This is a genomic window from Gemmatirosa kalamazoonensis (assembly GCF_000522985.1).
Lineage (GTDB): Bacteria > Gemmatimonadota > Gemmatimonadetes > Gemmatimonadales > Gemmatimonadaceae > Gemmatirosa > Gemmatirosa kalamazoonensis.
This window is the reverse complement of the sequence record NZ_CP007130.1, coordinates 444022-459057: the sequence shown is the minus strand read 5'-3', so window position 1 is coordinate 459057 and position 15036 is coordinate 444022. Positions and strand designations below refer to the sequence as shown.

The 15036-nt window shown below is 73.2% G+C and carries 13 protein-coding genes; 6 read left to right on the top strand and 7 right to left on the bottom strand.

The window, feature by feature from the left end; all coding sequences use genetic code 11:
- Positions 1-41: 41 nt before the first annotated feature.
- From selB to J421_RS29745, 5 genes are all read right to left on the bottom strand, one after another.
- Positions 42-1907, bottom strand: a complete 1866-nt coding sequence (gene selB / locus J421_RS29765) for a selenocysteine-specific translation elongation factor (RefSeq protein ID WP_025414780.1) — start codon at positions 1905-1907, stop codon at positions 42-44.
- 2 nt (positions 1908-1909) lie between these two features.
- Positions 1910-3277 carry an L-seryl-tRNA(Sec) selenium transferase gene (gene selA / locus J421_RS29760; protein ID WP_025414779.1) on the bottom strand — a complete coding sequence of 456 codons (1368 nt, stop codon included), beginning with the start codon at positions 3275-3277 and terminating at the stop codon, positions 1910-1912.
- 50 nt (positions 3278-3327) lie between these two features.
- On the bottom strand, positions 3328-3618 hold the full coding sequence (locus J421_RS29755) for a carboxymuconolactone decarboxylase family protein (RefSeq protein ID WP_025414778.1): 291 nt from the start codon (positions 3616-3618) through the stop codon (positions 3328-3330).
- Between the two features lie 51 nt (positions 3619-3669).
- Positions 3670-3924, bottom strand: coding sequence for a carboxymuconolactone decarboxylase family protein (locus tag J421_RS29750; protein ID WP_025414777.1), 255 nt, complete (start codon positions 3922-3924; stop codon positions 3670-3672).
- A gap of 319 nt (positions 3925-4243) precedes the next feature.
- The gene (locus tag J421_RS29745) at positions 4244-6610 is read right to left on the bottom strand and encodes a glycoside hydrolase family 9 protein (protein WP_025414776.1); all 2367 of its coding nucleotides are present in this window, start codon (positions 6608-6610) and stop codon (positions 4244-4246) included.
- 344 nt (positions 6611-6954) lie between these two features.
- Between J421_RS29745 and J421_RS29740 the strand changes: the two genes are divergently transcribed.
- The 6 genes from J421_RS29740 to J421_RS29715 all read left to right on the top strand — a co-directional run bounded on the left by J421_RS29740 (position 6955) and on the right by J421_RS29715 (position 13201).
- On the top strand, positions 6955-8904 hold the full coding sequence (locus J421_RS29740) for a serine/threonine protein kinase (RefSeq protein WP_025414775.1): 1950 nt from the start codon (positions 6955-6957) through the stop codon (positions 8902-8904).
- 63 nt (positions 8905-8967) lie between these two features.
- A complete protein-coding gene (locus J421_RS29735; RefSeq protein WP_025414774.1) occupies positions 8968-9306 on the top strand; it encodes a PadR family transcriptional regulator in 339 nt (112 codons plus the stop codon).
- Between the two features lie 5 nt (positions 9307-9311).
- A complete protein-coding gene (locus J421_RS29730) occupies positions 9312-9962 on the top strand; it encodes an HAAS signaling domain-containing protein (RefSeq protein ID WP_025414773.1) in 651 nt (216 codons plus the stop codon).
- Positions 9963-9984: 22 nt separating this feature from the next.
- Positions 9985-10389 carry a VOC family protein gene (locus tag J421_RS29725; protein WP_025414772.1) on the top strand — a complete coding sequence of 135 codons (405 nt, stop codon included), beginning with the start codon at positions 9985-9987 and terminating at the stop codon, positions 10387-10389.
- 51 nt (positions 10390-10440) lie between these two features.
- On the top strand, positions 10441-10629 hold the full coding sequence (locus tag J421_RS29720) for a hypothetical protein (protein ID WP_025414771.1): 189 nt from the start codon (positions 10441-10443) through the stop codon (positions 10627-10629).
- Positions 10630-10717: 88 nt separating this feature from the next.
- A complete protein-coding gene (locus J421_RS29715; RefSeq protein WP_025414770.1) occupies positions 10718-13201 on the top strand; it encodes a TonB-dependent receptor domain-containing protein in 2484 nt (827 codons plus the stop codon).
- 30 nt (positions 13202-13231) lie between these two features.
- On the opposite strand, the gene J421_RS29710 is transcribed toward J421_RS29715, so the two are convergent.
- Both J421_RS29710 and J421_RS29705 read right to left on the bottom strand, forming a co-directional pair.
- Entirely contained in the window at positions 13232-14467 is a 1236-nt protein-coding gene (locus tag J421_RS29710; protein WP_169738660.1) for a cytochrome-c peroxidase, read from the bottom strand.
- Positions 14468-14477: 10 nt separating this feature from the next.
- Positions 14478-14903 carry a FixH family protein gene (locus J421_RS29705; RefSeq protein WP_025414768.1) on the bottom strand — a complete coding sequence of 142 codons (426 nt, stop codon included), beginning with the start codon at positions 14901-14903 and terminating at the stop codon, positions 14478-14480.
- Positions 14904-15036: the final 133 nt, after the last annotated feature.

Genomic DNA, 15036 nt, shown 5'->3' with positions numbered 1-15036 from the left:
GCTCGGCCCCTGCCGAGCCGAAGATCGTGCGCTGCCGTTCCTCATCGCACGCGATGGTGCACGTCCCCCGCGCGCCGCATGATCCCCTCCCGGTTCAGGAACTCCAGATAGGGAATGCCGTGCTTGCGCGTGAGGCCTAACGCCTGGCCGAACTCCGCCGCGCGCACGGCGTCCAGCCCGTAGTGCGCCGGCGCGTTGCGCAGCGCGCGCGCGGCGTCGGCGTGCAGCACCAGGTCGCGGCTCACGCGCACCAGCCGCCCCGCCTCGCACAGCCGCGCCACCACGCGGTCCAGGGCGCCGCGCGGGGCGGGGAGCAGCTCACGGTACGCGTCCACCGTCGACGGCTTGAGCCACTCGCGCCGCAGCCGCGCGAGCAGCGCGTCGGCGAGCCGCTGGTCCTCCGGCGCGAGCTCCACGCGCCCCGGATGCACGACCGCCGCGGCGCCGTCGAGCCGCAGGCGTGACGCCGACTCGGCGTCGGCCGCGAGCAGCGCTCGCATCACCGCCTGCACGTGCGCCGGCGGCAGACGAAGCTCGCGCGCGACACGCTCGTAGGGCACCGCGTGCTCGTCGCGTGGCTCCGCGTCGAGCCACCGGCGGAGCCGCTCGCGCGCGGCGGTCGCTGCGCTCGTGCTCCACGCGAGCGGCCCGTCGGGTGTCAGCAGTCGCAGCGACGCGCTCCGCGCCACGTCGCGACGCAGCGTGTCCTCGGCCACCATCCACCGTCGCGCGAGCGCCGCGAGGTCCAGCACCGTCGCGCCGGCGGCGGCGTGGTAGACCGACAGGCACTCGTCGCCGCGCGCGCGTGCGACGTACGCCGCGCGCTCCGCCATCGTCACGCGCCGCGGCCGGTCGGGCGCGAGGTCGAGGATCTCGCCACCGCCCACCGTAGCGAGCGGGGTGCCGCCGCGCAGGATGAACCGCTGTCCGGGAAAGAAGCACGCCTCGCGCGAGAGCTCGAGCTGCGCCCACGACGCGCCGTCCGCCTCCTCCGTTCCCCACAGCCGGCACTCCACCTCCAGGCAGCCCGCGTGGAACAGCAGCGGTGCGCCGTGCTTCCACGCGCGGGGCGCGTCGGGTGTCCACCGCAGGCGCGCGTTCACCCGCCGCGCCCGATACGGGTGCGCGGGCGACACGAGAACGTCGCCGCGGCGCACGTCGTCGGCATGCAGCCCGGCGAGGTTCACGCCCACGCGGTGACCGGCGCCGATGCGCGCCACGCGCGCGTGATGGTTCGTGAGCGCGCGCACGCGCCACGTGCCCGGCGCCGACGTCACCACGACCTCGTCGCCCTCGGCCAGCGTGCCGCGCACGAGCGTGCCGGTGACCACCGTGCCCACGCCCTTCACGCTGAACGCGCGGTCGATCGCGAGGTACGGCGGCGCGTCGTCGTCGGCAGGTTGGTCACGCGTCGCGGCGAAAATCGCGCGCTTCAGCTCCGCGATCCCCGCGCCGCTCACCGAGTCCACCACGTGCGACGCGAGCACCGGCAGCGCGACGTCCGACACGAGCGACGCCACGTCGCGCTCCGTGCGTTCGATCTGCTCGGCCGTCGCCACGGCGGCCTTCGTGATCACCGGCATCAGCGCGCGCACGCCGAGCAGCTCCAGGATGTGCAGGTGCTCGCGCGACTGCGGCATCACGCTCTCGCGCGCGTCGACCACCCACAGCGCGAGCTCGAACCCCGTCGCGCCGGCGACCATGTTCTTCACCAGCTTCTCGTGCCCCGGCACGTCCACCACGCCGAGCCGGTGCCCGTCCGGGTGGTCGAGATGAGCGTAGCCCAGGTCGATCGTCATGCCGCGCGCGCGCTCCTCGGGGAGCCGCGACGGGTGCACGCCGGTGAGCGCCTGCACGAGCGTCGACTTGCCGTGGTCGATGTGTCCCGCGGTGCCGATGAGCCGCATGCCTAACGATCCAGCGTGTCGAGCGCCGCCTGGATCTCCGGAAGATCGGCCGGCAGCACGGTGCGCACGTCGAGGAAGCAGCGGTCCTGCCGCACGTAGCCCACGATCGGCACGTCGCGGCCGGCGAGCGCGCGCCGCACGCGCTCCGCGCCGAGCGTGGGATGCGCGAGCTCGAGTCCCCAGCTCGGGAAGTCGGCCTCCGGGTTCGAGCCGCCGCCGAGCGTGGCACGGAGGGGCACCGGCCGCGCCCATGACGGCAGCCGCAGCGTGGACGCGCGCGCGCGCACCTCGTCCACGTCCGCGTGGAACAGTCGCCACAGCGGCAGCCCGCGCTCGTCGCCCGCGAGGTGCGGCGCGAGGCAGCGATGCAGCAGCGCGATGCGCACCTTGTCGAGGCGCAGCGCGCGGAACAGCGGGTTGCGCCGCATCGCGTCCACGAGCGGCGCTCGGCCGACGACGATCCCCGCCTGCACGCCGCCGAGCAGCTTGTCGCCGCTGAAGCACACGACGTCCACGCCGCGCGCCACGCTCGCGGCGACGTGCGGCTCGTCGCCGAGCGGCGGCGCGCCGTTAGGCACCACGAGCCCCGAGCCGTTGTCCTCCAGCACCGGTACCCCGAGCGCGCGGCCGAGCGCCACCATCTCGTCGGTCGATACCGACTCCACGAAGCCGCGCTGCACGAAGTTCGACTGGTGCACCTTGAGCAGTACCGCCGCGCCACCGTCGGTCGCGGCGCGCTCGAAGTCGGCGGCGCGGGTGCGGTTCGTGGTGCCGACCTCGCGCAGTCGGCACCCGCTCGCCTCGATGATCTCCGGCACGCGGAACGAGCCGCCGATCTCCACGAGCTCCGACCGGCTCACGAGCGCCGCGCGTCCCGCGGCGAGCGTGTGCAGCGCGAGCAGCAGCGCGCTCGCGCAGTTGTTCACCACGATCGCCGACTCGGCCCCGGTGAGCAGGCGGAGTTGGGCCGCGAGTCCCTCGTCGCGATTGCCGCGGCCGAGCGTGGCCTCGTCCCACTCGAGGTCGGTGTAGCCGCCGAGCGTGTCCTCGAGCCCCGCGAGCAGCTCGCCGAGCGGCGCGCGGCCGAGGTTCGTGTGGAGCAGCACGCCGGTCGCGTTGATCACGCGCCGCGGGAACGGCCGCGCGAGCGCCCGCGCCTCGCGCGCACAGTCGGCGACGACGTCCGCGCGCACGTCGGCGCCGTCGGCGGGCGGGTCGTCGAGGAGGCGGCGTCGACGCGTCTGGATCGTCTGCCGCACGAGCCGCGTGCGGTACGCGTCGGCCAGCCCGCCGGCCGCTGCGGCGAACGCGGGATGCCGGAGCACCTCGTCGACCGAGGGAAGGCGCGCGAGCGCCGGGGTGTCGGACACGATCGTTAGGCGGTGAGGGGGCGCCGCGCGGCGCCCGGCTCACCGCCGGCTCACCGCGCGTACGTCCCGGTCTTCATGCGCTTGCCGCCGGCGCGGTGCGCCTCATCGGAGAGCGCGTGCACGCCGGTGGCGTCGATCCAGCGGTTGTAGAAGTTGAACAGCGCGCAGACGGTGATGGCGAAGTACAGCGCCTCGTCCGTCCAGCCCGCGGCGCGCACCGCCGCCACGTCGTCCGCCGTGATGCGCGGCGAGTCGTGGTTCACGCGGTCGATGAACGCGAACAGCACCTTGTGTCGAGCGTCGAGGCGCGACGTCTGCGCGTCGTGGAGCACCTCCTGCACCAGCGCCTCGTCCTCCAGCAGCTCCGCCGCGACCGCGGCGTGCGAGGCGATTCAGAACGGACAGTGGTTGCGCTGCGACGTGTACGCCGCGATCAGCTCCCGCAGCCCCGGCGACAGCGGCGCCGGCCCGCGCAGGATCTCCTGCGTGAACCGGGCGAGATGCTGCGTCGCGCTCGGCAGATAGCCGAACAGGTGCCAGATCTGCGGGTACTCCTGCATCCCCGCCTGCTTCATCTGCTCGATCGCGGCGGTGTACGCCCCCGGCTTCGGGTTCGCCTCCACCTCGGGAAGGAACATCGGCTCCATGCGGTGACCTCTGTCGAGAGACGCTTGAACGACGCTCACTCAGCCTGACCGGCGTGCGGTCCAGTGTCAAGAATCGGGGCGGTTCGTGTGAGCCGCAGAGGACGCAGAGGGCCGCAGAGGACACCGATGGGGCCAGGTGCCAGGCGAGTACTCCGGGGATCCAAGTGCGATTGAAACGATCTCGAGATCCTCTTCATCGCCGTTGGATCCCCAGTCGTACTCGCCCAGCACCTCGAACCTGTGGTTCGATCAAAGAGGACAGCTCTGCCAAGGCAGTGCTCCGCGTTCTCCGCGGCTCCGCGTGAGCGGCGGAGCGCGGTCACCGCGGCCCGCCTAACAGATCCGCCATCAGCCACAGCCACCGGCTCGCCGGGTGCACCCACACCTCCTTGTACACGTACATGTTCTGCGACGGCCAGTACGGGAGGTCGGAGTCGCCGCGACTCTGCATGCCCACCGGCAGCGCGCCCACGAAGTCGCCCGACGACACGCTGTACTGCTGCGCCCAGTCGTAGCCCTCGCCGTACAGCGTGCTCTGCGCGAACGGGTTGCGGCCGACGATCCACTGCGCCTGCCGCCGCGCGAGATCGAGCCCCGCGGAGTCGCCGCGCAGCCGCGACGCGGCGGCGAGCCCCTTCGCCTGCGACAGGAGCACGCCGTAGTTGCCGCGCCGCGCGAACCACACGGGGAACGCGCGCAGGTACCAGTCGTCGCCTAACGACAGGCCGGCGAGCACCTGTGCGCGATAGCTCGCGCGCGTCGCGAGATGCAGCGCGCCGGAGTCGGGCACCTCCACGGTGTCGCGCAGGCGATAGACGTACGCGGGCAGCACGTCCCACGGCGACGTCGTCGCGGCGATCCGCTTCTCGTAGTCCGCCCACCGCGCGACGGCGGCCAGCCACGCCGGCCGGTCCGGATGGTCGCGCAGCGTCTCAGCGAGCGACGCGAGTGCCACGATCGGCGCCTGGTCGTTGCCGCGGTGGAACTGGTGGAACAGCGTGTCGCGGTCGGGGCCCGTGTAGAAGAAGCCCGCGAGCGGCAGCTCACGGCCGACGGGACGCGTCTGCTGCGAGGCGACGATCGTGCGCGCGAGCGACGCGGCGGTGTCGGCGTAGCGACGCTCCCCGGTCGCGCGGTACAGCTCCAGCGACGCCGTGGCGCCGATCGACGCGAGCTCCATGCGCGTCGCCGCGAACGCCGGCGTGTGACGCGTCGCCGCGCTCTCCACCCCGCGGATCGCGGCCTCCCAGTCGTCCACCGCCGTGCGCAGGCTGCGGGCGGCGAGCGTGGGGTCGTCGGCGCGCAGCACGCGCGCGGCCAGCGCCTCCGCCGCGGCGGCGATGTAGTTCGCGTTCGGGTTGTTCTTCGCCTCCACCGTGCGGTCGTCCGCGTCGCCGACGACGCCGTTCGTCCACAGGTTGTGGCTGCCGAACGCGACGCGCCATCCGCCGTCGAAGCGCACGCGCAGCGTCCACTCGAGCCCCCACCGCGCCTCCTCGAGCAGCCGCGCGACGAGGGCCGGATCGCCACCGGACGTGCGCAGGCGCTCGGCGAGCGCGAACATCGAATACGTCGCCTCGCCGGTGTTGATCACGCCCTGCGACAGGTCGCCCGCGTCGTGCCAGCCGCCGCTCATCGTCACGCGCTCGGCGCCGTGCGTGGCGAACCAGTCGACGTGATCGACGCCGTGCACCCCGGGCACGGGGAAGCCGCACCGCTCCGCGTAGAAGAAGTTCAGCACCTCCCACACGGTACGCGTCCACGGGTCGGGCCCGACGCGGAACGGCCGCGTGGTGACGTCGCCCGCGCGCAGCACGTACGTGCCGGGCGCGCGCAGCGCGGAGAAGTCGAGCCGCTGGAACGCGCCGAGCCGCGTGCGCACGTCGTCGACGGTGCCGCGCAGCGCCACGGTGCCGAGCGCGGAGTCGTCCACGCGCAGCACCTCGAAGTCGCGCGACGCGAGGCCGCTCGCGAGCGCCGTCTTCGCGCCGTTCGCGTCGTACCCGGTGTGGCTGAACGCGATCGTTCCCGGCGCCGGCGCCCATCCCGTGTGATGGTCCGCGTCCACGCGCTGCAGCTCCACGCGCGCGATCTCGAACGCCACGCGGTCCTCGGGCGCCGCGAGCATCTTGTTCGCCCAGTAGCCGATCTCCAGCGTCGTCACGCGGTCGCGCGCCAGCGGGTCGATCCCCCACACCACCTGCCGCCACGCGCCGTCGCCGACGAGCGTGACGTAGTGGATCCCCTCGCGCCCGTAGCGGTCGGGCACCTTCTCCTCGCCGTCGTTGTGCAGCACGATCTGCAGCGGCACCGTCGGAAAGCCCGTCGCCTCCGCGCGCACCCAGAGCGACAGCCGATCGTAGTCGCGCCAGTCCTCGCCGCCGAGGGCGCGCGAGAGCGTCACCGCGGGGAGGCGGTTGCGCGTCGGCGCCGGCGGGCCGGTGAAGAGCTGCATGTCGACGCGCAGCGCGCGCTCGCCGCCGAGGGCCGGCACCGGCGCGATGGAGAGGCGGCCGGTGCCCGTCATTCGCCAGCTCGCGAGGCCGGCCGAGTCGTCGAGGGCGCGACGCGCGCGCACCGGCTTGCCTAACGCGCGGTGCTCCCATGACCGTGTGAAGTCGATCGGAAGGAGCGGGCGCGGCGCCTGCGCCGCCGCGCGGGTAGCGAGCGCGGCCGCGAGCAGCACGACACGGGTGACTGTGAGGGCCCGGCTCTCTCTTGCGCGCATTCGCTTTGGTCCTAATGATGGTCGTCACGATCTTCGGGCAGCGTCTCGCACCGAGCGACGGACGCGCCGGGATCGTCCCCCCAATCTCCGCCTTTCCCCGCCGTCCGCGTCGGATTCCCCAGTCCGACTCGCGCCCGAGATGCTGGTGATTCGCATCCGGTCGCGGCGGCGTGGTCCCAATGAGTAGACCGAGAGCGTCGCTGTGACCCGGTGATCGCCGGGGCACCGATCGTTCTCGAGCCCTCCGCGCTGGCGTCGCGGACGGCTGACGCGGGACGCTGACGCGGGATGCGGAGGGCGCAATGTACGAGCAGACCGAGACATGGCAGGTGGCGGAACCCGGCTTCGGCCCGCCGGACGTGACCCTCGAACGGCGGGGTCCCCCGCGCTACGTCGGCGAGTACGAGCTGCAGGCGCTCCTGACGCGCTATCCCGGTGCCGACGTCATGCACGCGTTCCACCTGCCGACCGGTGCACCGCGCGTGCTGTACGTGCTGCGACCAGCCGCGATGCAGGACCCCGCTTCGGTGCAGCGTGTCACGGACGAGCTGGATCTGGCGCGACGACTCGCGCATCCGTCCTTCCCGACGGTGGATCCGTGGGGCCGCACGTCGAGCGGGCGCGTCTTCTTCGCCATCGAGCACCGCCGCGGCCCGACGCTCCGCGAGATCGTGACGCAGTTCGGACGACTCGAGCCCGAGCGGCTGATGCGCATCGGGAAGCTCGTCGTCGACGCGCTCGAGGAGGCGCACGCGCTGGGGCTGTTCCACGGCGGCCTCACGCCGGACAGCATCCTGCTCGAGTGGTCGGCCGACCGGCGCGACGAGTCGGTGAGCGTGCTCGGCATCGGCACCGACGCGATCGGGCGCACGTTCGCGCCGCACGAGCTGCCGTTCCTGAGCCCCGAGTACGTCGCCGGGAGGGCGCTCGACGCGCGGTCCGACGTCTTCTCGCTCGCGTCGCTGCTGCAGTTCGCCCGCGACCAGGCGCCCCCGCCGTCGGTCAGCGACGTGTCCGAGCCGCCACGTCGCGGCGGGCGGCGTCGCAGGGCCGCGCGCGGCGCCGACTCCGCGCCGGACGCCCGTACCACGGCCGAGGTGCTCGCCGCCGCGCGGTCGGCCGACCCGCAGCTGCGTCCCCCGAGCGTGAAGGCGCTCTGGGAGCAGTTCGTCGCGGCCGAGGATCCGATGCCGATGTCGGCAGCCGAGCCCGAGCCGTTGCCGTCGCCGGCGATCCTCGAGCTGTCGATCGACGCCGACACGCCGCGCTGGATGACCGAGGCGGCGCTCGCCGCGCAGGTGCCGTGGACCGAGCTCGATGAGTGGCCGAATCGGCCGACCGCCGCGGCGGTGACGTCCGACGTGTCCGGCGATGTCGACGCCGAGCGCCGCTGGAGCGACGTGCTCGCACCGCTCGCGCGGCGGCGCCTCGCGGCGGCACTGGTGAGCGCGGGCGTGCTCATCGTCGCGACGGCGGCGCTGCGGGGTGCCGGCTCGCCCGAGCCGGCGCCGCGCGAGATCTCCGCCGTCGCGGCGGGAACGCTCGCCCTGCGGGCGACGCCGAGCGCGCGGCCCGCCGCGGACGCCTCGCCGCGCGTGCAGGCGGCCGTCGCGCGCGACAAGGTGGCCGTCGATTCGTCGCCGCGCGCGCCGGACCATGTCGCGGAAGCCGCCGCGGACAGAACCGCGGCGAGCACCGAGGACACGTCGCGCGCGTCGGTGCTGTCCTCGCACCTCGACTCGATGCTCGCCGGCGCGCCGCGGGTCGACGGGACGATTCCCGATCTGCATCTCGAGGCGCCGTCGCCGTCGTCGAAGGCCGTCGTCCGCAACGAGGAGTTCGCGGCCGCGGCCGAGTCGCTGTGGCGCCGCGGCCGCGACGACACGGCCTCGGCGGCGAGCCGACCCGATGCCGCGCGCGTCGCCGAGGCGCGCCGCGATGCGCAGCAGGCCGTCGACGCGTTCGCGATCGCGCTGTCGACGCGGGACCTCGCGGCGCTGAGCCGCGCGGTGCCGTACATGCCGGAGAAGGAGCGCGCGCAGTGGGCGAAAGTGTTCCACAACGCGAAGCGCATCGACGCGCGCCTGACGGTGCTCGACACGAAGTTCGACGGCGACGTCATCGCGGCCACGGTGCAGAGCCGGATCGAGATCACGCTGAACGGCGTGCGCGACCACCTCAAGTCCGACGCGACGTCGCTCGCCACGCTCGTGCGCGACTCCAGCGGCTGGCGGCTGCGCACGTCGCCGTGAGCCCGCCCTGAGCGCTCTTGCCTTGGTGAGCAAGGCTTCGTACCTTGCTCGCCAAGGCCACGCATGGACTACGACCGCGAGTTCCTCACCGGCACCGTCGGCGTGCTGATCCTCTCGCTGCTCGGCGAGCGGCCGATGTACGCGTACGAGCTGCTGCAGGAAGCCGAGCGCCGCAGCGCACGCCAGTTCCAGCTCAAGGAAGGCACCATCTATCCCGCGCTGCACGCCATGGAGCGCGCCGGGTACGTCACCGCGCAGTGGCGGCAGGGAGACACGGGCCGGGCGCGGAAGTACTACAGCCTCACCGCGAAGGGGCGTCGCCAGGCCGCGTCGAAGCGGCGACAGTGGGAGGCGATCTCCGCCGCGATGCGCGCGATCCTCGGCGGCCCCGACCCCGCGTGAGGCGCATGCCCGCCGGCCGCGAGGAGATCGACGCGCTCGTCGAGCGTCTCGTGCGCGACGCGGGGCTCGCGAGCGCGCAGGCGCGCGACGACCTCCGGCGCGAGCTCGTCGCGCACTTCGACGACGCGATCGCAGCCGCCGACGGCGCGCCCGATGCGGTGCGCGCCGCGCTCGCGCGCTTCGGCGACGCCGACACGGTGGCCGCGGAGCTTCGACGCGCGCACGGCGCGGGACGGCGCGCCCTGTACGCGGCGAAGGTCGCCGCGTCGCTGCTCGCGTCCACGCTGGTGGCGATCGCGCTGCAGCTCGTCGCGCACCTGCAGCGCGGCGGCGACGTGGACGGCGTGTCCCTGTCGCCGTGGTACCGTCCCGCCGCGCACCTGTCGATGGCGCTCGTCGTCGTCGCCGTCGCCGCGTGGGAGCTCGACGTCGAGCCGCTGTGCGTGCGGCTCGAGCGCGAGCCGGCGCGCCTGCTCACCGCGTGGGGCGCGCTGTTCGTCGTCGCCTATCTCACGCACCTGCTGCGCGACGCGCGGCTCGACGCCGCGGCGGCGCTCGTGCGCACGGCGGCGACGGTCGCCGCGTGGGTCGCGGCCATCGCCATCGCCGCGCGGCTCGACCGCGCGTACCTGCGCCGGCTCGGCGCGTCGCGTTAGGCACTCACCCGGAGAGGAGCGCATGTCGACGACGACGGTGCCGGTCCGCACGTCGCTCGCGCCGATGCTGTCGGTCCGGCGCGGCGCGCAGGCGGTGGAGTTCTACGTGCGCGCGTTCGGCGCCGCGGAGCGGTTCCGCATCGAGTCGCCCGACGGCGCGGTCGTCGCGCGCCTGTCGGTGGACGGCGCCGAGTTCTGGGTGAGCGACGAGTCGCCGGCGCACGCGAACTACAGCCCGGAGTCGCTCGGCGGCGGCACGGTGCGGATGATCCTCACCGTCGCCGATCCGGATGCATCGGTGGCGCGCGCGGTCGCGGCGGGCGCGCGCGAGATCGTGGCGGTGAAGGAGGACTACGGGTGGCGGCTCGGACGCGTGCGCGACCCGTTCGGCCACGACTGGGAGATCGGACACCCGCTGGCGTCGTAAGGCTCACCCGTCACGTCACGCTTCACGTCACCCTTCACGCGGGAGCGGCTCGTGCGCGCGTACCTGCTCGTCACCGGCGTCATCTTCGGCCTCATCGTCGTCGCCCACGTGTGGCGCATGGCGGCGGAGGCGCCGCGTCTGGCGTCCGATCCGGGGTTCCTCGCGCTCACGGTGCTGAGCGCGGTGCTCTGCGGCTGGGCGATCCGGCTGCTGCTCTCGGGGCGGCGGTCGTCGGGTTGAAACCGGGGGCGGAGGGGGGCCGTACTTTGTGGCTTGAAGTACTCTGCGGTCTGCACCGCGCCGACCCCGCACCCGTCTCCGTCCCCCCATGCCGCAACCCCGACTCCTCGCCGCCGCGCTGCTGGCGTCGTCCCTCGCGCTGCGCCCCGGCACCGCCGCCGCGCAGACGCCCGCGCCGTCGGGCGGTACACCGCCGGCCGGCCCGCCGCCGTCGTTCGAGATCCGCGGCCGGATCGTCGACACCGCGAACACGCCGATCCCGCAGGCCTCGGTCACGCTCCGCCTGAAGGCGAACGGGCTCACGGTCGCCGGCGCGCTCGCCGGCCGGGACGGCGCGTTCCGCATCACCGGCCTGCGGCCGGGACGGTTCTCGATCCGCGTCGCCTACATCGGATACGCGCCAGTCATCCAGGACGTCACGCTGCCGCCCACCACGCCGGTCCTCGACCTCGGCGTGGCGAAGCTCGCGCCCGTGGCCGTGACGCTCTCCGGGGTGACGGTGAAGGAGGAGCGCGCGGCCGTCGTCACGGAGCCGGATCGGAACGCGTATCGCGCGAAGGACCTCGCGCCCGGCGCGGCGAACGCGAGCGAGCTGCTCGAGCACGTGCCCTCGGTGCAGGTCGACATGGACGGCAAGGTGAGCCTGCGCGGCAACGAGAACGTCGTCGTGCAGATCAACGGGCGTCCGACGCCGATGCGCGGCGCGCAGCTCGCCGCGTACCTGAAGACGCTGTCCGCCAACGTCATCGACCGCATCGAGGTCATCCCCAACCCGTCCGCCAAGTACGATCCGGAGGGGATGGCGGGGATCATCAACGTCGCGCTGAAGTCGAACGTCGACCTCGGCCTCAGCGGCGCGGTGAACACGGCGGTGTCCGACGCGGACCGCTACAACGGCTCCGGGAACCTCGGCTACCAGAGCGGGCCGTGGAGCACGTTCGTCGGCGTCGGCCTGGTGTCCGACCACCGCACCGCCGTCGGCGTGAACGACCGCGAGCGCTTCGACGCGACGAACGCGCTGCAGAGCATCACCGGCCAGGACATCCTGCTGCGCCCGCGCCAGCGCGGTCAGAACCTGAACGCGACGGTCGACTACAAGCTCTCGCCGCGCGACGTGCTGTCGAACGCGCTGATCCTGAGCCACCGCGGCTCCGGCGAGGCGTCGACGACGACGCAGACGCTGCTCAGCGGCGCCGGCGCCACGCTCGACCAGTACGTGCGGCCGAGGGAAGCGGACGCCACCGGGACCATGTTCGACTACGACGTCGCGCTGAAGCGCACGCTCGCGCCGCGCGTCCACGAGATCTCCACGGAGCTGCGCTTCAACCGCTCGCACGACGAGGACGCGAACGACGAGCGCCGTCTGTCGGGCACGAGCTATCGCGACGGGAAGATCGAGCGCAACGACGCGGTGACGCAGCAGCTCACCGCCCAGGTGGACTACCTGAAGGCGTTCGCCAAGCGCCGCACGAAGCTCGAGGCGGGATGGAAGAGCAACGTCCGGTGGATCGACCGCGACTACGCCGTCACCGTCGACCCGACGGGCACCGGCACGTGGGCCCCGAGCCCGCTGAGCAACGTGCTCGCGTTCGACGAGGGGGTGCACGCCGTGTACGCGGTGTTGAGTCAGGGCGTGAAGAAGTGGGATCTGCAGGCCGGGCTGCGCGGCGAGTACGCGAACCGCACGTTCAGCCTCGCGACGCAGCGCTACCCGTACGACTACGCGAGCCTGTTCCCGAGCGCGGTCGCGTCGTACACGCTCGCCCCGAACACGACGCTGAAGTCGAGCTACTCGCGCCGCATCCGCCGGCCGGGGACGCAGGAGCTGAACCCGTTCCCGAACTACTTCGACGCCGACAACGTGTTCTTCGGCAACCCCGACCTGCGCCCCGAGTACACCGACGCGATGGAGCTCGGGCTGACGAAGACGGGATCGAAGGGGATGCTGCAGATCTCGCCGTTCTACCGGCGCACGACGAACATCATCCGCATCGACATCAACACCACCGACACGCTCGACACGCGCGAGGTGACGTCGATCAGCTTCCGGAACCTCGCGCACAGCGACTCGTGGGGCTCGGACCTCACCGGACAGCTGCGGCTCTCGCCGCGGTTCACGGCACTCACGAACTTCGGCCTCTTCAAGCAGGTGACGGACGGCGGCTCGACGAGCGCCGTGGGCTCGAACGCGATCGGCTGGATGGGCCGCATCAACGTGACGTCGGAGGTGACGCGGACGCTCACCATCCAGGCGGCGTACAACTACCGCGCGCCGCTGAAGATCGAGCGCGGCGAGTACGGCGCGCAGCAGGTCGCGAACGTCGCGCTGCGCCGGAAGATCCAGGGCGACCGGGGCGCCGTGCTGCTGCGCGTGGCCGATCCGTTCGAGATGGTGCGGTTCCGCATCAAGACGAGCGACGGCAAGGTGCTGCAGCTCACCGAGCGGAACCCGCAGTCGCGCGTCGTCTTCCTCGGCTACCAGTACAACTTCGGGCGGCCGCCGCGCGTGCGGCAGGTCACGCCGGAGCAGACCGGCGGCGGCAGCGTCGGCTTCGGGACGCCGGGGAGCTGACGCACGCGCCCGGAGCGTTAGGCGCGGTGCCTAACGCTCCGAGAGCGTTCGGAGGAACGCCTCGATCTGGCGGCGCTCGGTGGGCGAGAGCCGCAGCGGCTTGAGCTCGCTGTGCCCGGCCGGCGCGCGCGGCGCGCGGTCGTAGTGCGCGACCACCTCGGACAATGTCGCGAGCTGCCCCGCGTGCATGTACGGCGCGCGCTCGGCCACGCCGCGCAGCGACGGCGTCTTGTACGCGCGCACCAGCGCCTCGCCCTCGGTGATCGCGAACCGCAGCTCGGCGCAGTCGTCCACCTGCGCGTCGCTGTAGCGGCTCGTGCAGTTGAACTCTCCCGCCACCGCCTGCCGCACGCCGACGATGCGGCCGCTGTCGAACGGCAGCGCGACCTTCGGCAGCGGCACGCCGGTGTTGTGGAAGTGGTCGTCGGTGAAGCGCGGCCCGTTGTGACAGTTCACGCAGCTCGCCTGGCCGAGGAACAGCCGCAGCCCCTGCTCCTCGTCCGCGCTCAGCGTCGATTCCGGCGTGCGCGCGCGACCCGCGAGCTCGTCGTCCACGTACCGATCGAAGCGCGTCGGCGGGAGCTCCACGCGCCGCTCGAACGCCGCGATCGCCTTGCCGACGTTCGCGTACACGCGGCTGACGTCGTCCTGCCGTGTCGGCGCGAGGCGATCCCACGCCGCGCGCCACGCCGTGTCGGCGACCGGGCCCGCGTGCGCCGGGACGTCGTCCAGCCGCGGCAGCGGGCCGAACACCGCCTCGTACTCACGTCGGTAGTGATCGGCGACGACGTGGGCGTACTGCGCACGGCTGCCGCCGTGCTCCACCGCGCTCTCCAGCGGGCCCAGCGCCTGCGCCCACTGGCTGTCGGCGCGGCCGTCCCAGAAGAACCACGCGCCGTGCGCCGTGCCGGCGACGGGCATCGTGCGCCGCGCCGTGGTGCCCATGCCGTGGCCGAGCGGCGTGCCGTCCTGGAAGTCCGTCGCCGGCACGTGGCAGGTGGCGCACGACACCGTGCCGTTCCCGCTCAGGCGCGCGTCGAAGAAGAGGGCGCGGCCGAGCGTGGCGGCGCGCGGGTCGTCGGCGTAGCGGTTCGACGGATCGGCCGGCAGCGGGCCGAGGCTGGCGAGCGAGAGCGACCGGAGCAGCGTGCGCTGCTCGGCCGACCAGCCACGCCGCCGCGGCGCGGCCGACCGGGCGGCGGCCATGGCGGTGAGCGCGAGCAGTATCAGCGCGGCGCTCAGCGCACGGCGCGACGGGTGGGTCATCGCGCGGTCCTCAGAGCTTGAGGTTGAACACCACGGAGTCCGTGCCCGCGTCGGCGTGCACGCGGAACGTGACGACCCACCAGCCGCCCATGTTGAACTTCATCCCCTCGACGAGGTAGTCGCCGTGGCCTAACGCGCGGGTGACGCGCGGCTTCGTCGGCAGCCCGTGGCCGTGCTGCGGCATGCCGACGTCGACGGTGATCGCGGCGCTGTCGACCGGCGCGCCGGCGGCGGTCTCCACGTGCAGCGTCCAGCGCTGCAGCTTGCCCTGCGGGATGGTGTCGCCCTGGGGATGGATCGTGGCGCGATAGCGTCCGCCCTCGCTCGCGCGCGTACGCGAGTAGTCGAGATCCTTCGGCGGACGCGCGAACAGCATGCAGCCGGTGAGCAGCGCCCCGGACGTCACGGCGGCGAGAGCGGTGCGAAGGGTGCGCATGAGAGCCTCTGCAGGTCGGTGGAAGCGCGAAGAGCCACGTCGCGTGGACGTGGCTCAAGGCTACCGGCGCAGCGGCGCGCGCGATTGAACGGAGCGGCTGTGCCCTTGAACGAAGGGGCTATGCTGTCGTTGT